This window comes from Acetatifactor aquisgranensis, assembly GCF_943193215.1.
GTDB lineage: Bacteria > Bacillota > Clostridia > Lachnospirales > Lachnospiraceae > Acetatifactor > Acetatifactor aquisgranensis.
Window position 1 is genome coordinate 1 of the sequence record NZ_CALPDH010000027.1, and the last position, 21,203, is coordinate 21,203.

Below are 21,203 nucleotides of genomic sequence, written 5' to 3' on the forward strand. Positions count from 1 at the left end.
CAGCTATTCATCAGATATGACTTTGTAACTTATTAACTGTATAGCTCTTGTGGCTATATCATCATTATACTAGGAGGGAAAGGAAATGATTAAAACAAAGAAAGGGTTTTTGCTGAGAAGATTGGGGAAGGAATACATGGTGGTACCTGTCGGCGAGGCCAGTAAAGATTTTAATGGCATGATCAGGCTGAACGAAACAGGGGCATTTTATTGGCAGGAATTGGAGAAAGGCATTACGAAAAACGAATTGGTAAGAAATATGCTGGAGCGATTTGAGGGCTTGGACGAAGAAACAGCCTGCAGGGATTTAAAGGAATTTCTTGCGATAGTGGAAGTAGCTCTGGAGTTTGACGATGACATACAGCACGATTGAACAGGAATTGGACGAGCAGGGGCATAGTCTGTTTCAGACAGTTGGGGACAGCATGGAACCGCTCCTGCATAACAGAAAAAGCACGGTTGTGATTGAAAAGGTGTCAGGGACGCTCAAAAAATATGATGTAGCGTTATACCGCCGCCCGGGAGGAGAGTATGTATTGCATCGCGTGCTGAAAGTCAGAAGCAGTGATTATCTCATTTGCGGAGACAACCGGACGTATAGAGAGCCTGTTCCGAAAGAATGGATTCTCGGGGTTATGACAGGTTTTTATCCCGATGAGAGTAGTTTGCTGATATCCTGCGAAGACCAGGAATACCGGAGATATCTGCAGACCCTTGGCAGACGTTACTGTATCTGTTGGACGAAGACCCTGCCGAGACGGATTCGCAATAAAATCATGCGATAGTAGATGTGTAATTATGAAGGAGGTTACATATTTATTATAAATATTAAGGAAGGAGGACGAACCAATGAAATATGTAAAAGCAGAAGCAGAGGTTGTGCTGTTTGATAACAGTGATGTTATCACAACAAGCGGTAATTCGCTTTGCATGGATGGTGTCAGCAAGTATCAGAATGATTCCAGAGAATGCGCGAGTACTAGTCACGTAAGTGGTGTGCCGGGTTGCGGTTATAGTGCCCAGTGGTTATAAGCCTTTCTTTTGGAGAAAGGTGAGGCCTATGGAATCAGGGTTATTCTAGAGTGAAGAATCCTGTATTGCGCAATCCATGTGAGTGTGGCAGCGTTTCCGCGATAGTTGGCGTGAATGCTGCCACACAAGCACGATAGTTTTAACTGTTAAGCAGTATAAAATATAAAGGATGGCAGTGGGATGTTTTACAAGCTAAGAAAGGGTTATGTCCTGCGAGGCTGGGATAAGATGGCATGGGTGGTGGTACATCGCCCTGAAAATAAGTACAGGACTCTCAGCACAGAGGAATTTCATACGCTTCTTCTCTGTGATGGCAGCGAAGACCTTGAGGCTGATTATGTTACTGATGAAATGAGGACAGCCCGGAAAAAATTGGAGGAAGAGGGAATCATCGAACCCTGTGGGCATGGTATATCTTTGGAGGATGACCAGAATTATCGTTATTACGACAATCGTTTCGTACAGTCGGTGTTCTGGTCAATTACCGGACGGTGCAATTATCGGTGCCGCCATTGCTACATGGATGCACCGGAAGGGGCTTTGGGTGAACTTTCCCATGAACAGGCGATTGCTTTCATAGATGAGATGGCGGAATGCGGCGTCTTATGTGTGGATATTACCGGAGGCGAACCTTTTGTCCGGAAGGATTTCTGGTTACTGGTTGACCGGATTCAATCCCATAAAATGACAGTCAGGCAGATATATACCAATGGCTGGCTGCTCAATGATTCGATTCTGGATGAATTCGAGAAGAGAAACCTCAAGCCGGAGATCAGTATCAGCTTTGACGGAGTAGGGTGGCATGACTGGATGCGTGGCGTAAAAGGGGCGGAGGAAGCAGCCTTGAGGGCGTTGAAGTTATGTAAAAGGCGCGGTTTCCCGATGAATGTGGAACTGTGTGTTCATAAAGGCAATCAGGAGACGCTTCGTGAAACGATGAGGATTCTTTCAGATATTGGCGTACCTGCGTTGAAGGTTGCCAATGTATCGCCGACTGATCTTTGGAGCTGCAACAGTGAGGGGAATGATTTGGATACCCGTGCATATACTGAGGCGATGATTCGTTACATCCCGCATTTTTTCGAAGATGGAATGCCAATGGATGTGATGTTGACCGGTGTAGTCTCTTTGCATAAAGGATCAAAGAATTATGAGGTGATACCAGTCAGACTCAGTGGAACAGAAGAATGTCTGAACCGTCTTCTGTGCGGCGCGGTGCGTTATGCCTGTTATATTACCCCGGAGGGGCGCCTGCTTCCCTGTATGCCGATGACTGCATGCGAAGAACAGGCAGAATTTCCGTTGATTCAGGATATTGGTCTGAAAAAAGGGCTCGGTAACAGCTTTTATATGAATATAGTGGACAGCCGGGTGAAAGATTTGCTTGCAAAGAATACCAAATGCGCTGCCTGTGAATTCAAGTATCGGTGCGGAGGCGGCTGCCGGGCTTTTGCGTTGGCACAGACCGGTGACCTGATGGGCTGTGACGGCAATCAATGTCTTCTCTGGAAAGAAGGCTATACAGAGCGAATCCGTGAAACTGCTGATACGGCGATAGCAAGATATTGCACCAACCAAGAAAGGTCATCATGAAGAACAGAAAACATGCGCAAACCCTTACATGGCTCAGCCAGGTGACAGGGAAGAAAAAAATATATATTTTTTATCTGGTACTGTTACAGGCGCTATTGGGGACAATGAGCGTTTTTTCCGCAATTCTTTTCCGCAACCTGATTGATGAGGCTGTGGCAAAGGAAAAAGCGGGATTCTTTCATGCAGTGATATGGGCAGCCGTCCTGATGGCAGGCCGGATGATGATAGGTTCGCTTGTACGTTTCTTATACGAATGGAGCCGTGCTGTCCTGGAAAATCAGTTTAAGCAGCGGCTCTTTTCCTGTTTGCTGCACAAAGAGTATGCAGCTGTCACAGCGATTCATTCCGGCGAGTGGATGAATCGCCTGACGTCCGATACGGCGGTAGTGACTAATGGTATAGTGGATATTGTGCCGAGCCTGACCGGGATGCTGACGAGAATGGTTGGAGCGCTGATTGCTATATTTATGTTAGAGCCGATGTTTGTGTACATTCTTATTCCGGGCGGCGGTCTGATTCTGCTGCTCACTTATGGTTTCCGCAAGGTGCTGAAGCGTCTGCATAAACAGATTCAGGAAACTGACGGCGCGGTGCGGGTATTTATGCAGGAGCGGCTGGGAAATCTTATGATTGTCCGAACCTTTGCCATGGAGAATGAGACAAAGGAGGCAGCCTCAGCCAAAATGCAGCAGCATAAAGCTGCCCGTATGCGGCGCAATAATCTGTCTAATTTATGCAATATTGGATTTGGTGTGGCGGCAAATGGTATATATCTGTTTGGTGCTGCGTATTGTGGCTATGGAATATTAAAGGGGACGATATCCTATGGCACTATGACAGCCGTGCTGCAGTTGGTTGGACAGGTTCAATCTCCTTTTGCCAGCCTTACCGGTTTTCTGCCGATGTATTATGCTATGATTGCCAGTGCAGAACGATTGATGGAGGCGGAAAATTATGCGGAGGACTGCGAAGAAAAGCCCGTAAAGGAACAGGATATCCTGGAGTTTTATCAGAAGGGATTAAAAAGTATCGGGTTACGGAATGCTGCTTTCACGTACCGGTCTCCAACTCATAAGGATGCTTCCGAAGAAGATGTCTCTGTGCCGTTGGTTCTAAAAGGCATCAATCTGGAAATCCGCAAAGGGGACTATGTGGCCTTTACCGGTCATTCCGGCTGTGGGAAAAGCACTATATTAAAACTTCTGATGTGTCTGTATCCGCTGGATTCCGGGAAGCGGTATATTGAAAGAAATGGAGTCTCGGACACTGGAATGACTGAGCAGCCTTTGACTGCCGGTTGGCGTGGCCTGTTTGCCTATGTGCCCCAGGGAAACCAATTGATGAGCGGTACGATTCGGGAGATTGTGGCATTTGGGGATGCAGAGAGGATGCAGCAGGAACGGCAGTTGATGCGGGCGTTGCGGGTAGCCTGTGCGGATGAGTTTGTAAGTGCGCTGAAAGATGGTCTGGACACGGTGTTAGGAGAGCGGGGAAACGGACTCTCGGAAGGGCAGATGCAAAGAATTGCCATAGCAAGAGCTGTGTTTTCGGAGCATCCCATTCTGATGTTAGATGAATCTACAAGTGCTTTGGATGAGGTGACGGAGCAGGAACTGTTGGCAAATCTGAAAGCTATGACGGATAAAACTGTATTGATAGTCACTCATCGGCCTGCCGTACTCCGGATTTGTGATAAACAGATTATCATGACAAAAGAGGGGGTAAGTGTTGTGGCGCCATGACATTGAAAGATGGCGTGCTGACAGAAAATGACAGATTCTGTTCCATGAAAGGAAAAGGAAGTCTCTTGCACTTATGGGCATAGTACAGTAAAATAGAATCATGTCAGGCAGACATTTTGGCAGGAAGAATCTGCGCTATTTATGCGAGGAGCACATGAACGCCAGCCATATATGTTTGACCAGAGCAGTATGGTAAATTCTGGCGTTATGTAGTATAGACTGAAAGAAAGAGGTATGAAAATATGTGTGGAATAGTAGGATTTACCGGGAACAGGCAGGCGGCCCCCATTCTTCTGGACGGACTGTCCAAGCTTGAGTACCGGGGATACGATTCGGCGGGCCTGGCGGTCCGCGATGAAGCGAACCAGGTGGAAATCATAAAGGCGAAAGGCCGTCTGCGCGCCCTGGCAGAAAAAACCAATAACGGCGCTGCCCTGGCAGGGACTTGCGGCATAGGCCATACCCGCTGGGCGACACATGGCGAACCCAGCGAAATCAACGCCCATCCCCACTGCAGCGATGACTATAATGTAGTGGGCGTCCACAATGGCATCATAGAAAATTATCAGGAACTGAAGGATAAGCTCCTGCGTAAAGGCTATACTTTCTACTCCGGAACGGACACAGAAGTGGCGGTCAAGCTGGTGGATTATTATTACAAAAAGTACGAGCATACGCCGGTGGACGCAATCAACCATGCGATGGTGCGTATCCGGGGCTCTTATGCGCTGGCCCTGATGTTTCGGGACTATCCGGAGGAAATCTATGCCGCGCGCAAAGACAGTCCCATGATTATCGGTGTCGCTGAGGGCGGAGCCTTTCTCGCCTCGGATGTCCCGGCAATCCTGAAGTACACCCGAAATGTCTATTACATCGGAAATATGGAGCTTGTCCGCCTGCAGAAAGGGGAGGCATCTTTCTACAATCTGGACGGAGATGAGATTGAGAAAGAGCTGGTTGAAATCAAATGGAATGCCGAAGCGGCAGAAAAGTCCGGTTTCGAGCATTTCATGATGAAAGAAATCCATGAGCAGCCGCGCGCCGTCAGGGATACTCTGAATTCGGTGATCAAAGAGGGAAAAATCGATTTGGCAGATACAGGCCTTACCGGGCAGGACATGGCGGAAATCAGCCAGATTTATATTGTGGCCTGCGGTTCGGCCTACCATGTGGGGGTAGCAGCGCAGTATGTGATTGAGGATTTGACGCAGATTCCGGTTCGCGTGGAACTGGCATCGGAATTCCGCTATCGCAGATTGCTCCTGCCGGAGAATGCCCTTGTGATTATCATAAGCCAGTCCGGCGAAACGGCAGACAGCCTTGCGGCGCTGCGGGAAGCGAAAGTTCGCGGAGCGAAGACACTGGCAATCGTCAATGTGGTAGGATCTACCATCGCCCGGGAGGCGGACCATGTGTTCTATACGCTGGCCGGGCCGGAGATTGCAGTGGCGACTACCAAGGCATACAGCACCCAGCTGGCTGCATCCTATATGCTTGCAATCGAGTTCGGCAGGGTGCGGGGCGTGCTTGACGAGGAAAAGTATGCTGCGCTGATTGCGGAGCTTCAGACTCTTCCGGGTAAAATCGAGAGACTGCTGGAGGACAAAGAGCGCATCCAATGGTTCGCGTCAAAACAGGCAGGCGCTAAGAACGCATTCTTCATCGGCCGGGGCATCGACTATGCCATCAGCCTGGAGGGCAGCTTAAAGATGAAGGAAATCAGCTATATCCATACAGGGGCATACGCAGCTGGAGAACTGAAGCACGGTACAATCAGCCTGATTGAGAATGGAACGCTGCTGATAGGAATCCTGACCCAGCAGGAACTGTATGAAAAGACCCTCAGCAACATGCTGGAGTGCAAGAGCCGCGGCGCCTATCTGATGGCTCTGACTACATACGGCAACTATAACATAGAGGACAGCGCAGATTTTGTCTGCTATATTCCCAGAACGGACGCTCATTTTTCTGCGAGTCTGGCGGTCATCCCGCTCCAGCTGCTTGGCTACTATGTCAGCGTGGCGAAAGGCCTGGATGTAGATAAGCCGCGCAATCTGGCGAAAAGTGTGACGGTAGAGTGATATCGTCAATCTGCATTCAGATGGACTGGCAGTGTTTTGATTGCGACACATCGTTCCGCAGTGCTTGGGATTTGTGATAAGCAGATCGCTATGGTGAAAGGGAGCTGTGCGACAGTGCATTAAAGAATGGGCAGAGGCGGAAAGGATTGAGATGGACAGAAGAAAATTTGGTAGGATACTTAAAACTGCAGCCATTATGGTGACAGCGGTTTTGGCTGCTTTGCTTGCATTCTTCTTTTGGACAGAGAATGAAGAGAAGAAAGAAATACAGGCTGCATATGAAGCCATGCAGAATGAGATACGCCCGCTGGAACTGGAAATCTATGGCTTGCAGCAGGAATTGAATGGTATAAAGGAAGAAGATGACAGGGAGACGAGGGGAATGGGCAGTATTGTTCTGCTGTTTACAGATTTGAGTGAAGGAATATATACAGATGCATATCCCCAGATGACAAAGTACGGATTTAAGGGTGTGCTGGCATTGGGGGAAGAGCAGGCGCCGGGAGAGGCAGGATGCCTGAATGAACAGCAGTTTCAGGAACTGCTTGCGGCAGGATGGGAATGCTGCCTGAAATGGGAAATGGGGATGAATGAGAAAAAATGGCCGGCTTACAGCCGGCGTCTGGTGCGGAGAGCAAAAATCGAAAGTCCGAAATCCGTTTATTTCCAGAAAGAGGCATATGATGGCGGACAAGATGATTTCCTTGCGGAACAGCATTTTTCCGTTGCAATTCACCATGGGGAAGGGGATATTCCACTGATTATCGCGGAAGCGGAGGAGGAACTCTGGCACTTTGGTGCAATGGCATGGAATGGAAACGATTCCTTATCCATGCTTGAGGAAACTATGGAGCAGCGGGGAAATTTGATATTTACCATAGGTTCAGATTCCCCGGAAGAGGAATATCAGAAAGATGTGTGCGAGGCCATGCTGGAAAGGATTCATGAGTATTGTGAAACCAATGACATACAGGTGATGACACTTTCCGGGGCAGCAGAGTACAGAGAAATGCTGGAAGAGAAGCAAAATGGCACCATGGAGACGGAAACTGGCAGGAAAAGAGCGGAACTGGAAGAGCAGATAGAAGAACTGAATCATGAAATTGATGACATTACAGAGAAATACAGGAAAGGCAAGTAGCATGTATGCTGAAAATCTATAGGAAAATAAACACGAGAAAAGGAGTCGAAACGAAATGGAGTTAATGGAACTTTTACGGTATGTAGTATCACAGAACGCCTCAGATGTATTCGTCAGCGCGGGCCTGCCCCTTTCCTATCGCAAGAACGGGGTGCTCTATCAGGTAAATGAGGACAGGCTGTCTCCCGAGGACACGGAGAAGCTTTTGGAGGACGTCTATAAAAATGCGGGAGAACGTAAAAGCGATATCCTGCAGAAAACGGGCGATGACGATTTCTCGTTTGCCATTCCCGGACTTTCCCGGTTCAGGGTCAGCGCGTACAGACAAAGAGGAACCTATTCGGCAGTAATCCGTATCATTTCGTTCCAACTGCCGGAGTACACTGCTCTCCACATACCGGAATATGTGCTCCGCCTGGGGGACAGTGAGAAAGGCATGGTGCTGGTGACGGGGCCTGCAGGAAGCGGGAAATCTACCACCCTGGCCTGTATCATCAACCGTATCAATCAGAACCAGCAGAAACATATCATCACGCTGGAGGATCCGCTGGAGTATCTCCATCGTCATGCCCGGAGCATCGTGAGCCAGAGGGAAATCAAGGTGGATACGGAAGACTATGCCACCGCTCTGCGTGCGGCTCTTCGCCAGAGCCCGGACGTGATTCTGCTGGGAGAGATGAATGATAATGAGACTATCCATGTGGCGTTCGGCGCAGCCGGAACAGGCCGCCTGCTGTTTTCCACGATGCACACTGTAGGCGCGGTCAATACGATGCGCAGCATCATTGACGGTTTTCCGGAGAACCAGCAGAAACAAATCAGCGTACAGCTTTCAACGGTACTTACGGCCATAGTCTCCCAGCAGTTGGTTCCTGCCGTGAACGGAGAGATGGTGCCTGTCATGGAGGTCATGACGGTGACTCCGGCTGTCCGTGCCCTGATTCGGGAGAATAAAATAGATCAGATTGACGCAATCCTTTATTCTTCTCTGCGGGACGATATGGTCTCCATTGACGGAAATCTGCTGTCATTGTATAAGCAGGGCATCATTGCCGGAGATACAGCCGTAAAGTATGCCTTGAACCCGGAACTGTTGGAAAAGAAGCTGTAGGAAAGGATGGTCATGCTATGCGCAGCAATCTGACGACGCTCTGCTACATAGAAAAGGAAGACAGCTACCTGATGCTCCATCGGGTAAAAAAGGAAGAAGAGCATTCCAAGAAAGAGGACATCAACAAGGACAAGTGGATAGGCGTAGGCGGCCATTTCGAGGCAGGGGAGTCCCCGGAGGAATGCCTGCTGCGGGAAGTGAGGGAGGAGACAGGGCTCGTGCTCACCTCCTGGAAACTTCGCGGCGTCGTCACTTTCAGCACGGACACCTATGCCACGGAGTACATGTTCCTCTACACGGCGGACGGCTACGAGGGCACGCTGCAGGAGTGCGATGAGGGCATCCTGGAGTGGGTGAGGAAGACGGAAGTCTGCGGACTTCCCATCTGGGAGGGAGACAGGATTTTCTTCCGCCTTTTGACGGAAGGCGCGGATTTCTTTTCGTTAAAGCTGACCTATCAGGGCGACAGGCTCATAGAGGCCGTACTGAACGGGCAGGCTTTGAAAGTTGCCGGAATATAGACTATAGACCTATGAACTGCTATGGGCCGAAAAAAGGGCATGAGGGATTGACAATGCCCTTTTTATATGATATAAGTGTATTAAGAATATTAATACGCTTATTGTGTATGATACGGTTGCATCCCCGGAGATGCCGGAACTTGAATTTTGCCGCAACGCACAGGGCATGCTGCGTCTAGTGCGCGACGCGTTGCGCAGGAAAGGAAGAGTGGATGATTTTGTTAGACTATCGGGACAAGCGCCCCATCTATGAACAGGTGGTGGAGAAGCTGGAGCATTTAATCGTGAGCGGCGGCCTGGAGCCCCTGACCAAGATGCCCAGTGTGCGCAGCCTTGCCATGGAGCTTTCCGTGAATCCGAACACAGTCCAGCGGGCCTATGCCCAGCTGGAACAGGAAGGCTATCTGTACACTGTGTCCGGCAGAGGCAGCTTTGTGACATCGGAGAGCGAATGGCGGGAGGGCAAACAGGCCAAGATGCTGCAGGAATGGGAGAATGTCACCCGCAAGGCCAGGGAAACAGGAATCGGGAAAGAACGCCTTTTGGCCGCCCTGGAGCGGATATATGACCTTGCAGGGGCATGACGCGGCAGGGACGGGAGAGGCCCCCGGGCCGGAACCGGCTCCGGCAGACTGAACCGGAGCAGACCATATTGAACAAGGAGACTTTACATGATTGAATTTCGGAATGTGACAAAGTATTTCGATGCCATAAAGGCCGTGGACAGTGTCAGCGCAGTGATTGAGGAGGGCCATGTGTTCGGGCTCATAGGCACCAACGGCGCGGGAAAATCCACCCTGATGCGCCTGATGAGCGGCGTGCTCTCCGCAGACCAGGGCAGCGTCACCGTGGACGGGGAGAAAGTCTTCGACAATCCCGTGGTGAAAGCCAGGATTTTCTATATTTCCGACGACCAGTATTTCTTTAAGAACGGCACGCCCGGAGACATGCTGCGGCTGTACCAGACCTATTACCCTGACTTTGACAGCGCCAAATGGAATGAACTGATGGCGAAATTCGGTCTGGACAAGGGCCGCAAGGTGAACACTTTTTCCAAGGGCATGAAGAAGCAGCTTTCCGTCATCTGCGGGGTGTGCGCGGGCACAAAATATCTGCTCTGCGACGAGACCTTTGACGGGCTGGATCCTGTCATGCGCCAGGCGGTGAAGGCGGTGTTCGTCAGAGAGATAGAGGAGAGGAAGCTGACCCCGGTCATCGCCTCCCACAACCTGAGGGAGCTGGAGGATATCTGTGAGTCCGTGGGGCTCCTGCACAGGGGCGGCATCCTCTTTGAAAGGGATCTGGACGAGATGAAGCTGAACATTCACAAGATACAGTGCATCATAAAGGAAGAGGAGATGCTTCGCCGTATAAGGAACGGGCTGGAAATCCTGACCATGGACAACAGGGGAGCGCTCTATACCTTTACGGTCAGGGGACAAAGACAGCAGGTAGATGGCTTCATGGAGGAGCTTTCTCCCATTTTCTACGAGATGCTGCCCCTGTCCCTGGAGGAGATATTCATCAGTGAAACGGAGGTGAAAGGTTATGACGTCAAAGCACTTCTTCTTTAAGGTCATGAGAGAAGACCTGCGGCATAAAATCTGGATGATAGCGCTGTCCGCTCTGGGCAGCTTTCTGATGCTGATGGTGATATGGCTGGTCTGGAGGAGCAATCGGGACGAGCTGGTGGAACTGGCAGCCCGGGGGGCTTTGCTTTATGGAGTGGACGGCAGAAAATACGGAATCGAAGAGACGGTTGCCTTTTTCAGGGAGGCCGTGAGCCTGACAGGAGGGTTCCTGACCGTGGTGGGAGCAATGATAACAGGGCTGTTCGGCTTCCGCTATGTGTTCCATAAAAATATGGTAGACGCCTACCACAGCCTGCCCGTAAAGCGCGGCACTCTGTTCGCGGCCCTTTATGTGAATGGATTCCTGATCTGGCTGGTGCCCTTTGTGATATTTTATCTGCCTACGGTGGCTTTGGCCGGCGGATTCATCGTAGAACTGGGCGGGACGGGGCAGGATATAGGACTTCTGGTTCGGACGGCATTCCTTACCATGGCGGTGCTGATAACGGTCTTTTTGCTGTTGTACGGCCTGGTGCTGACGGCCGTGATGCTCAGCGGCAACATCCTGAATACACTGGTCAGCATGGTGATTCTGGGCATCGGATTCATAAGCCTGTTTGGGATTGTATATGCCTTTTTCGGCGTGTACATGGAACGGTTCTGCGATGTGAGGGACTGGAGCGCCATAGTCCATACATCGCCGCTCATAGCCGCGCCGGGGCTTCTCTACTGGAGGGCAGAGCTGGATGGGGGACTGAGTGCTTTCTGCGGAAAGGTGGCAGTGGATTTCATCCTGGCTGCCGCTCTGGGCTGCTGCGCATGGCTCCTGTACAGGAAGAGGGCCTCGGAGCTTGCGGAGCAGGGAGTCAGGAACAGAGCCGGGGCGGCCCTGATGAAGATTCCGGCGGCAATCGTGGCCGGGATGTGCGGATGGCTGCTGTTCATGCTGCTCACAGACAACCAGACATCGGCCTGGGGCATTTTCGGGCTGCTGTTCGCGGGGATACTGTGCTTTGGGGTGCTGAACATCGTTTTCAGCATGGATTTCAAGGCCTTTTTCACCCATAAGCGCCAGATGGCAGCTGTCCTGGGGGTGACGATGCTGGTGTGCCTTGCTTTTCGTTACGACTGGTTCGGCTATGAGGACTATCTGCCGGGAAAAGAAAAAATCGCGGAAATCGCGGTCTATACAGGGCAATTCAGCAATCGGTATATCTGGGAGGCAATGGAGGACTCGCCGCTTTGGAAGATGCATTATCAGGATGTGGATGCCATCTATTCCTACCTGGAGCGCGTTACAGGGGAAGAGCCGCAGAGGGACTATGTGGGCATGACTACCAAAGTGACGCTGGAGAATGGCAGAAATTATTATAGACTGTACCGCGTAGGCAGTGAGGACAAGAATCTGCTCTGGCCGCTGCTGTCCAGCGAGGAATATCTGAAATGGGCATTCTGCATCAGCAATGAGATGATACAGGACTGTGAGGAGTTCGAGCTGCAGCGGGAGGGCAGGAGAGAAAAGTTTTTGACAAAGGAATGCACGCAGGAAGCTTTTTCCGGAATCATTGAGGCCTATAACCAGGATGTGCTGGAGAATCCGGAGGGTGCGTTCCTGGGGGAGGGAAAGCGGCTGGTGTGCATGAATTTTGATATAAGGAACAGCGAGGGCACAAGCGCTATCGTCAGGATAAGCGTATATGACACCATGGAGCGCACTGTGGCGGCCATGCGGGAGGCCGGCTTTGAGGAATGGGTGTCGGAGACTGATCCGGCGTCCATCGTCAGCATGGCCCTGAATTTTAACGGCAGTTACGGAAAAGAACTGACAAAAGAGGAGAAAATCGCCATGGCAAGAGAAGTTTATGGCGTATATGGGGACGGAGGCGCCGTGGAGGATGACGGGGAGATGTCCGCCGAAAGCGCGGAAACGAGAGCGGATACATTGGCAGAATGGGTGCCGGCAGTGGAGATTACGGACCGGGCGGAGATAGAGGAATTGTGCGCGCTGATGGATTATGCGGATTCCTGCCGCAGCGATCAGATGTTCCAGGAAGGTCATGCGGAGCTTAGTTACACGGACAGGGAGGGGAATACGTGGAGCTGCTATCTTCCCAAAGGGGTGCTCCCGGAGAAATATATCCTGAGATTCGGGGATTGTTAATAAAATATTGATGAAATGTTCATATCTTCCGGCAGCTTTATGTTGAATCTGATGGACAAATCTGGTACAATATAAGTTAGGGGTTTGACAGACAGCCATAGAAAGGTATGAATAACCGTGAAGATAATCGATAAAGTATTTGGCACTCACAGTGAAAGGGAGCTGAAGCGGATCGCGCCGCTGGTGAATCAGATTGAAGCTCTGCGGCCGCAGATGATGGAACTTTCCGATGAAGAGCTGAAAGCGAAGACGCCGGAATTTAAAAAGAGGCTGGCGGAGGGGGCCACGCTGGACGATTTGCTCCCCGAGGCCTATGCTACGGTGCGGGAGGCTGCCAGACGTGTGCTGAACATGGAGCATTTCAAAGTACAGCTTATCGGAGGCATCATCCTCCATCAGGGGCGTATTGCGGAGATGCGTACCGGCGAGGGCAAGACGCTGGTCATGACGCTCCCCTCCTACCTGAATGCTCTGGAGGGCAAGGGCGTCCATGTGGTGACGGTCAATGACTACCTGGTAAAGCGTGACTCGGAGTGGATGGGGCAGGTTCATGAGTTCCTGGGCCTTTCCGTGGGCATGATCTTGAACAGCATGACCAGCGAGGAGAGGCAGAAAGCCTATCAGTGCGATATCACCTATGTGACCAACAATGAGCTGGGCTTCGACTATCTGCGCGACAATATGGTCATCTACAAGGAACAGCTGGTGCTGAGGGGACTGCACTTCTGCATTATCGACGAGGTGGACTCCGTTCTCATCGATGAGGCCAGGACGCCGCTTATCATTTCGGGACAGAGCGGGAAGTCCACAGCCCTTTACGAGATGTGCGACCTGCTGGCCCGCCGGATGCAGAGAGGCGCGGATGTGCAGGAATTGACCAAGATGGACGCCATCATGGGCGTGGTGCAGGAGGAGAGCGGGGACTTCATCGTCAATGAGAAGGACAAGGTCATCAACCTCACCGAGGCCGGCGTGAAGAAAGTGGAGGATTTCTTCCATATCCAGAACTACGCGGATCCGGAGAATCTGGAAATCCAGCACAATATCATTCTGGCTCTGCGGGCGCACAACCTGATGTTCCGGGATCAGGACTATGTGGTGAAGGACGATCAGGTGCTGATTGTGGATCAGTTCACAGGCCGCATCATGCCGGGCCGCCGTTATTCGGACGGACTGCATCAGGCCATAGAGGCAAAGGAGCATGTGAAGGTGAAGCGGGAGAGCAAGACCCTGGCCACCATCACGTTCCAGAACTTCTTTAATTTATTTGAAAAGAAATGCGGCGCTACGGGTACCGCGCTCACGGAGGAGAAAGAGTTCCGGGAAATCTACGGCATGGACGTGGTGGAGATTCCCACCAATGTGCCCGTCATCCGTGCAGACCGGCAGGACGCTGTATACAAGACCAGACAGGAGAAGCTGGGAGCCATAGTGGAGGCAGTGGAAGAGGCCCACTCAAAAGGCCAGCCAGTGCTGGTGGGCACCATCACCATCGAGGCCAGTGAGGAACTGAGCAAGATGCTGACCAGGCGGGGCATCCAGCATAAAGTACTGAACGCCAAGTTCCATGAGATGGAGGCGGAAATCGTGGCGGATGCCGGTATCCACGGCGCGGTCACCATCGCCACCAACATGGCGGGCCGTGGTACGGATATCAAGCTGGACGAGGAGTCCAGGGCAGCCGGGGGCTTAAAGATTATCGGTACAGAGCGCCATGAGTCACGGCGTATCGATAACCAGCTGCGGGGACGTTCCGGCCGTCAGGGGGATCCCGGGGAATCTAAATTCTATATTTCCTTGCAGGATGATCTGATGCGGCTGTTCGGCTCGGAACGGCTGATTGGTATGTTCAACAGGCTGGGCGTGCCGGAGGGGCAGGAGATTGAGCACAGCGCTCTGACCAATGCCATCGAGTCCGCCCAGAAGAAGATAGAGAACAATAACTTCGGTATCCGTAAGAATCTGCTGGAGTATGACAGGGTCATGAGCGAGCAGAGGGAAATCATCTATGATGAGCGTCTCAGGGTGCTGAACGGCGAGAGCATGCGGGATTTCATCTACAAGATGATTACCGATATTGTGGAGAACTGCGTGGATATCAGCATCAATGACGATGCCGGGGTGGAGGAGTGGAACTTCGGCGAGCTGAATACATTGCTGCTTCCCACCATTCCCCTGGAGCCGGTCGCTGCTCAGAGAGTGGCTGCGCCTAAGAAGAACAGCTTAAAGCAGCAGCTCAAGGAGGAGGCTGTGAAGCTCTATGAGAGCAAGGAAGCGGAGTTCCCCAATGCGGAGGCCATTAGAGAACTGGAACGCGTCATCCTGCTGAAAGTCATAGACAGGAAGTGGATGGATCATATCGACGACATGGAGCAGCTTCGTCAGGGCATCGGCCTGCAGGCCTACGGTCAGCGCGATCCCTTAGTGGAGTACAAGATGAGCGGCTACGATATGTTTGATGAGATGACCCAGAACATCAAGGAGGAGACCGTCCGGCTGCTGTTCCATATCAAGGTAGAGCAGAAAGTGGAGCGCGAGCAGGTGGCGAAAGTCACCGGCACCAACAAGGACGATACCGTGGCAAAGGCGCCCGCGAAACGCGCCAACGCCAAGGTCTATCCCAACGATCCCTGCCCCTGCGGCAGCGGCAAGAAGTACAAGCAGTGCTGCGGGCGGAAGGCGTGAGACAATTCTTTTATGGAAATGCCAAAGACAGAATTAATGTACTAAAAGTCCGAATAGACGAATTTATAGAAAGAAGGTGACGTTAAGTGGTAGAATTAGATCAGATGAAGACAGAATTACAGTCCTACGAAACTCCATTAGCGGAAGTGAGGGATTCACTTTGACCTCGCTAACAAGGAAAAGCGGATCGAAGAGTTAGAGCGGGAGATGGAGGCCCCGGGCTTCTGGGATGACCCCGACAGCTCTAACAGGAAAATGAAAGATTTAAAAGAACTGAAGAATACCGTGGACGGCTGCAACAAGCTGTCCGGCCAGTACGAAGATATCCTGACCCTGATTGAGATGGGTTATGAGGAGAACGATGCCTCTTTGATTCCCGACATCCGAAGCGAACTGGACGAGTTCATCGCCGAATTTGAGGAGCTGCGCATAAGCACCCTCCTGTCCGGCGAGTACGATGCTGACAATGCCATCCTGAAGCTCAACGCGGGGGCGGGCGGCACCGAGAGCTGCGACTGGTGCAGCATGCTATACCGCATGTACACCAGATGGGCGGAGCGCAAGGGCTTTGCCGTGGAAGTGCTGGACTTCCTGGACGGGGACGAGGCGGGCATCAAGTCGGTGACTTTCCAGGTCAACGGCACCAATGCCTACGGTTATCTGAAGTCCGAGAAAGGCGTGCACAGGCTTGTGCGGATTTCCCCTTTCAATGCCCAGGGCAAGCGCCAGACCTCTTTCGTGTCCCTGGACGTGATGCCGGATATCGAAGAAGACCTGGACGTGGAAATCGACGAAAAGGATCTGCGCATCGACACCTACCGAAGCAGCGGCGCGGGCGGACAGCACATCAACAAGACATCCTCCGCCATCCGCATCACCCATATCCCCACGGGGACGGTGGTGCAGTGCCAGAACGAGCGCAGCCAGTTCCAGAACAAGGACAAGGCCATGCAGATGCTGAAAGCCAAGCTGTTCCTGTTAAAGCAGGAGGCAAATGTGGAGAAGCTTTCCGACATCCGCGGAGAGGTGAAAGACATCGGCTGGGGGAACCAGATTCGCTCCTATGTGCTCCAGCCCTACAAGCTGGTGAAAGATCTGCGGACGGACGTGGAGACCGGCAATACCGACGCGGTGCTGGACGGCGCGCTGGACATCTTCATCAATGGGTATCTGAAGTGGATCAATGTGTCCCGGAAACAGCAATAGAAAAATCATAGTCATGAAGAGAAAATGCCCGCCTTTTATGGCGGGCATTCGTAGTTTTCATCACGCTTTTTCGATGGGATTCATCAAATCAAGAAAGAAATAGGCGTAAGTCATCTGCATATAAGGCTCCAGCCACAGGAAACCGATGCCGAAGCTTAAGATACACAGCAGCATTAAAGGCAGGAAGCCCAGTTCCAGCAAGAAAAGCCGTTTCCGGTTCCCTTTCATGAGCCGCCAGCAAAGCTGCAGGGTCTCTTTTCCGGATTTCCCGGGGAAATCCAGCATCAGGAAGAAAGACATGGCGATACCTAAGGAAATGGGGATATAAATACACAGTCCCACCGCTGTGGCGAGCAGCGCGGGCAGCGCCCATTTGCCATCCCTGGTGTTCAGGAATTGCTGGGACAGATACTGGCCCGGTCCCAGGCAGACAGTATTGCACAGGGTGACAGCGGCGGAAATCACCAGGGCCTTTTTCGAATCATTCCTGAAACCGTAGAACAGATTCCTGGTGAAAGGCTGCTGCCCGCAGGCGATGTTCAGGAAATAAAGGGCGATTCCCGCGTTCATGACGCCCAGGAGGATATTGGCTGCCAGGAGAATCGCGTCGAACAGAAAGGACACGGTCCGGGCAGCCGTCACGGAGCCGCTTATGGCATAGACGGAATTCATGGTGCTGCCGGCGATGGAATTGATGAACAGCCGGGCCATCCAGGATATCACGAAGTTCAGGAACAGAATCAGTATGGCGCCGCCGTACTTGCCTTCCAGCCTGTCCTTCGCCGTGTTCTTCAGTTCATAATTTTTCTTGTACTGTTTCATGTGTCGAGCCTCATCTCCATAGGGGAAATCATGATTTTATGCTGCTTAACAGTTCTGGCGTTAAGTGATGGTATACATTCATACCGCATAATCCAGGTTCATGCCTGCATATTTGACCCTGTCCGCGCTCTTTAAGTCCTGCTGATAAGGATTGTCTTCATTATAATACTTTATCTGGGTATGGGTGGTGCCGCCGGGCACATAGGTGCGGCCGCATTCCGGACAGACCCCGGTGTGGATGGAGACAGAGGCGGAGACCACCTTGCCATCGTTCATGGCCGCTTTCTTGTAGGCGTTGGACACATGCTCCTGCTCGTGGGCCCGCACCGCGGAGGCGGCGCTTTCCGGGGAGATATGCTGCGCGGTCTTGAAAGAGACCATTTCATCGGAGCCGTCCTGGTATTTGCGGTTCTTGCAGGTCTGGCAATCCTCCGTGGGATCTTCTATGCCGTATTTGCCTTTCTTCTCTTCTGTCTTATCATTCGGCAGGTTCCTGCCGTCAATTACCATTTTCCCATGGCCGCCTGCCGCGCCGTTTACGCCGCCGTCCGGGAATCCGCTGCCCTGTCCCGCCCGGCAGCCTGCCCCTGCGCTGCCGTAAAAAGAAAAACCTGCATCGTTTATAGGTGATATCATCATATCAACCTCCTCCTGTCAATCATCAAAGGAATAACCGTAAGTTTCTTCCATAAATACATCGAAGTCCATGCCGTACAGCTGCTGCGACACAGCGTTGACCTGATTCCGGAAGGCTTCGTTCTCCATAAGGCTGGGCAGCATGACGAAAGAATAGACAATCATCGACACCGCAGAGACCAGCCCCACACAGGAGAGGGCAATGCCGGTGACGCACGTGGTGTTCATCTTCTTTTTCGTGCGGTGGGCCAGGACGGCAAAGAGGATGCCCAGAGCCCCCAGCGGCAGGGACAAAATAATCGTACAGCTGGTAGTCATGGCCAGAAGGCCGCATATGGCGGACGCGATGGAGAAAGTCTGCCCATAGGGTCTGTGGGTAGGCTGGTTGTAGTAGCTGCTGTTGGAAGCATTGCTGTTCCATCTGTCCTGCTGTCCATTGTTTCCGTTCCAGTTGTTGTCCATGAATCAGATTCCTTTCCACGGCCTTTGCGAATGCCGCATCAATAGTTTTATTATAACACAATGCCTTTCTTTTTCCACCATTTTTTGCAAAAAAGGGAAGTTTAAAATCATAACCTCCAGGTTTGGTTTGATGATGGCGCCCGGGGCGGAGAAGATATAAAATCAGGTTGTGAGAATGACAGATTCTGTATTTACTGAGGAGAGATGAGATATGGCAAAGCTGAAAGTTGATTTTGGGAGGAAAAAGGGAAGCATAAAGCCGGTGCATGGTGTGGGGCAGCCGCCTTTTTACGGAACGGATTTCGGGATGTTACATTATCTGACAGAAGCGGGCATCCCGTTTTCGCGACTGCACGATGTGGACGGGTTCCTTGGCGGCGGCCGATACGTGGATATTCCGAATCTGTTCCGGGATTTCGACGCGGATCCGGAGAATCCGGAGTCTTATGATTTTGCGTTTACGGATTTGCTGATTTCCGAACTGGTGAAAAGCGGGACGGAGCCTTTCTTCCGTCTGGGCGTTTCCATTGAGAATGATTGTCTGCTGAGGGCTTATCGGATTCATCCGCCAAAGGATTATCTGAAGTGGGCGAAGATCTGCGAAGGGGTGATCCGCCACTATACCGAGGGCTGGGCGGATGGTTTCCATTATAAAATCCGCTACTGGGAAATCTGGAATGAGCCGGACAATTATGAAGATATCATGGAAAATCAGATGTGGCGGGGCACGAAAGAAGAATATTATGAGCTGTACGGAGTGGCATCCAGGTATCTCAAGGAGAGATTCCCTCATTTCAAGATTGGCGGATACGCCAGCTGCGGCTTTTATGCGGCAAAGGATAGCGGGAAAGCGGTGAAAGCGGCAAACTCTTCCGGCAGGACAGAATATTTTCTGGAGTTCTTCGAAGGTTTCCTTGCATATGTGAAGGCCAACCGGTGCCCCCTGGACTTCTTTTCCTGGCACACTTACGACGATGTTCCGGCCACGCTGTTCTATGCGGAATATGCCAGGAGACGGCTGGATGAAGCCGGTTTTCCGGAAACGGAACACATCTGCAATGAGTGGAACTGTGAAGTGAATCAGCGCGGCACGGCGCGCCATGCCGCTGTGACTGCGGCCATGCTGCTGGGGATGCAGGACTCTTCTCTGGACAGCGCCATGTTCTATGACGCGCGCTTCGGAGTCGGAACCTACAGCGGGCTCTTCAATCCGCTGACAGCACAGCCCTTTCCGGCCTACTATGCTTTCAAGGGTTTCCACCAGCTGTACCTTTTGGGCAGCCAGGTGGCCGTGGATTGTGACATGGAGAATGTCTATGGGGCGGCCGCGCTGGGAGAGGAAAGGGGCTGCATCATGGTTTCCAATATCTCCGGGGAGGATGTGCCCCTGGTGCTGGAGATGGGGGATTATGGGGTGACAGGATGCAAAGTGACAGACCAGGAGCGCACATGGGAGGAATGCCCTCTGCCCGGTGTGCTGTCGAAGGATATGGTTCTGTGCATTACAGTTGCGCCCTGGCGCAGGGCGTGAAAGGGAGAGGAAGATGAGGGGAGCTGCTGTTATTACGGTGATTTTGCTTTGCAAAATCGTTCAATGCATCTATACGAAGCGGATGAGCATCGACATTCACGGGAGGACGCAGTTGATGACCAGCACGGCATACCAATATTTGCTGTGCATGCTGCTGGCAGCCATGCTCCTGCCCGCCGGCCATGGGGGACTGCTGTCCCCGGAGGCGGCCGGAATTTCCTTTGTGGGAGGAATCGCCCTTTTTGGCAGCACTCTGTGCAGCCTGATGGCGGTGAAGAACGGCACGATGCTGCTGGCCACGCTGTTTGGCTCGGCGGGCCTGGTGATTCCTTCCGTGGCAGGCATTTTCCTTTTTGGCGAACCGCTGAGCATCTGGCAGTGCCTTGGAATGGCAGGCCTGATTTATGCCGCGTATCTGCTGGTGGGCTGTTCCAGACAGATTTACAATGGCTTTTCCGCAAAGAGCCTGCTGTATCTGCTGGGAGCGTTTTTGTCCAATGGAATCGTCATGCTGACGCAGAAGTTCTATGCGCTTTCTGTGCCTGAGGGCGAAGTGTCCGTATTCTCGTTTCTGGCATTTGGAACGGCATTTCTCCTGCTGGGCATGGCCGGCTTTGCCGATATCCGCAGGACAGGCAGCCGGCTGAAAGAAATCATGCCGAAGCAGCTGCTGATATACGGCGCCCTATTGTCCGCGGTGCTGTTCCTGATCAACTATCTGGCCACGGAGGCTTCCGCAATCGTTCCCTCCGTCATCCTGTTCTCTCTGGTGAACGGAGGCAGCACTGTCATCTCGGCGCTGGTGGCGGCGATTCTGTACCGGGAACCTGTCAGCAGGAAGAGCGCCCTTGGCATTGTGGTCAGCATCGCGGCATTGATTGTCATAAATACATTTTAAGGAGGAAAAC

General features: G+C 52.0%; 19 protein-coding genes. 16 read left to right on the plus strand and 3 right to left on the minus strand.

The genetic code is table 11. The annotated features are described in order from the left end of the window. Positions 1 to 85: 85 nt before the first annotated feature. From NFS35_RS20460 to prfB, 14 genes are all read left to right on the plus strand, one after another. Positions 86 to 373 (plus strand): PqqD family protein, encoded by a 288-nt coding sequence (locus NFS35_RS20460; RefSeq protein WP_251208935.1) that lies wholly within the window; start codon positions 86 to 88, stop codon positions 371 to 373. After that, positions 354 to 785 carry a S24/S26 family peptidase gene (locus NFS35_RS20465; RefSeq protein WP_251208936.1) on the plus strand — a complete coding sequence of 144 codons (432 nt, stop codon included), beginning with the start codon at positions 354 to 356 and terminating at the stop codon, positions 783 to 785. Before NFS35_RS20460 ends, NFS35_RS20465 begins: the two co-directional genes overlap by 20 nt. A 64-nt stretch (positions 786 to 849) precedes the next feature. Further along, positions 850 to 1,032, plus strand: coding sequence for a hypothetical protein (locus NFS35_RS20470; protein ID WP_251208937.1), 183 nt, complete (start codon positions 850 to 852; stop codon positions 1,030 to 1,032). A 372-nt stretch (positions 1,033 to 1,404) separates the two neighbouring features. After that, positions 1,405 to 2,625, plus strand: coding sequence for a radical SAM/SPASM domain-containing protein (locus NFS35_RS20475; protein ID WP_251208938.1), 1,221 nt, complete (start codon positions 1,405 to 1,407; stop codon positions 2,623 to 2,625). Next, positions 2,622 to 4,367, plus strand: a complete 1,746-nt coding sequence (locus NFS35_RS20480) for an ABC transporter ATP-binding protein (RefSeq protein ID WP_251208939.1) — start codon at positions 2,622 to 2,624, stop codon at positions 4,365 to 4,367. The genes NFS35_RS20475 and NFS35_RS20480 overlap by 4 nt, the downstream gene beginning before the upstream one ends. A 242-nt stretch (positions 4,368 to 4,609) precedes the next feature. Further along, positions 4,610 to 6,448 carry a glutamine--fructose-6-phosphate transaminase (isomerizing) gene (gene glmS / locus NFS35_RS20485; protein ID WP_251208940.1) on the plus strand — a complete coding sequence of 613 codons (1,839 nt, stop codon included), beginning with the start codon at positions 4,610 to 4,612 and terminating at the stop codon, positions 6,446 to 6,448. Between the two features lie 151 nt (positions 6,449 to 6,599). Further along, on the plus strand, positions 6,600 to 7,589 hold the full coding sequence (locus NFS35_RS20490) for a polysaccharide deacetylase family protein (protein ID WP_251208941.1): 990 nt from the start codon (positions 6,600 to 6,602) through the stop codon (positions 7,587 to 7,589). Positions 7,590 to 7,644: 55 nt separating this feature from the next. After that, complete coding sequence (locus NFS35_RS20495; RefSeq protein WP_251208942.1) at positions 7,645 to 8,700, plus strand: type IV pilus twitching motility protein PilT; 1,056 nt, start codon at positions 7,645 to 7,647, stop codon at positions 8,698 to 8,700. Positions 8,701 to 8,717: 17 nt separating this feature from the next. Continuing rightward, on the plus strand, positions 8,718 to 9,221 hold the full coding sequence (locus NFS35_RS20500; protein ID WP_251208943.1) for an NUDIX hydrolase: 504 nt from the start codon (positions 8,718 to 8,720) through the stop codon (positions 9,219 to 9,221). Positions 9,222 to 9,433: 212 nt separating this feature from the next. Beyond that, positions 9,434 to 9,805 (plus strand): GntR family transcriptional regulator, encoded by a 372-nt coding sequence (locus NFS35_RS20505; RefSeq protein ID WP_251208944.1) that lies wholly within the window; start codon positions 9,434 to 9,436, stop codon positions 9,803 to 9,805. A gap of 87 nt (positions 9,806 to 9,892) precedes the next feature. Further along, on the plus strand, positions 9,893 to 10,795 hold the full coding sequence (locus NFS35_RS20510; protein ID WP_251208945.1) for an ABC transporter ATP-binding protein: 903 nt from the start codon (positions 9,893 to 9,895) through the stop codon (positions 10,793 to 10,795). Continuing rightward, positions 10,770 to 12,953: a hypothetical protein gene (locus NFS35_RS20515; protein ID WP_251208946.1), complete on the plus strand. Its 2,184-nt coding sequence runs from the start codon at positions 10,770 to 10,772 to the stop codon at positions 12,951 to 12,953. The genes NFS35_RS20510 and NFS35_RS20515 overlap by 26 nt, the downstream gene beginning before the upstream one ends. Positions 12,954 to 13,070: 117 nt before the next feature. After that, positions 13,071 to 15,638, plus strand: coding sequence for a preprotein translocase subunit SecA (gene secA / locus NFS35_RS20520; protein ID WP_251208947.1), 2,568 nt, complete (start codon positions 13,071 to 13,073; stop codon positions 15,636 to 15,638). 86 nt (positions 15,639 to 15,724) lie between these two features. Further along, positions 15,725 to 16,844 (plus strand): peptide chain release factor 2 gene (prfB, locus tag NFS35_RS20525; RefSeq protein ID WP_251208948.1). Its coding sequence is split into 2 segments (ribosomal slippage): positions 15,725 to 15,799 and positions 15,801 to 16,844, totalling 1,119 coding nucleotides; the frame shifts between segments, so codons are not numbered across the junction. A 60-nt stretch (positions 16,845 to 16,904) separates the two neighbouring features. On the opposite strand, the gene NFS35_RS20530 is transcribed toward prfB, so the two are convergent. From NFS35_RS20530 to NFS35_RS20540, 3 genes are all read right to left on the minus strand, one after another. After that, positions 16,905 to 17,666: a DUF975 family protein gene (locus NFS35_RS20530; RefSeq protein ID WP_251208949.1), complete on the minus strand. Its 762-nt coding sequence runs from the start codon at positions 17,664 to 17,666 to the stop codon at positions 16,905 to 16,907. A gap of 78 nt (positions 17,667 to 17,744) precedes the next feature. After that, on the minus strand, positions 17,745 to 18,305 hold the full coding sequence (locus NFS35_RS20535) for a hypothetical protein (protein ID WP_251208950.1): 561 nt from the start codon (positions 18,303 to 18,305) through the stop codon (positions 17,745 to 17,747). A gap of 15 nt (positions 18,306 to 18,320) precedes the next feature. Next, positions 18,321 to 18,764 (minus strand): hypothetical protein, encoded by a 444-nt coding sequence (locus NFS35_RS20540; protein ID WP_251208951.1) that lies wholly within the window; start codon positions 18,762 to 18,764, stop codon positions 18,321 to 18,323. Positions 18,765 to 18,975: 211 nt separating this feature from the next. Between NFS35_RS20540 and NFS35_RS20545 the strand changes: the two genes are divergently transcribed. Both NFS35_RS20545 and NFS35_RS20550 read left to right on the plus strand, forming a co-directional pair. Continuing rightward, positions 18,976 to 20,295 carry a GH39 family glycosyl hydrolase gene (locus NFS35_RS20545; RefSeq protein ID WP_251208952.1) on the plus strand — a complete coding sequence of 440 codons (1,320 nt, stop codon included), beginning with the start codon at positions 18,976 to 18,978 and terminating at the stop codon, positions 20,293 to 20,295. 13 nt (positions 20,296 to 20,308) lie between these two features. After that, on the plus strand, positions 20,309 to 21,193 hold the full coding sequence (locus NFS35_RS20550; protein WP_251208953.1) for a hypothetical protein: 885 nt from the start codon (positions 20,309 to 20,311) through the stop codon (positions 21,191 to 21,193). The last annotated feature ends 10 nt before the right edge of the window (positions 21,194 to 21,203 follow it).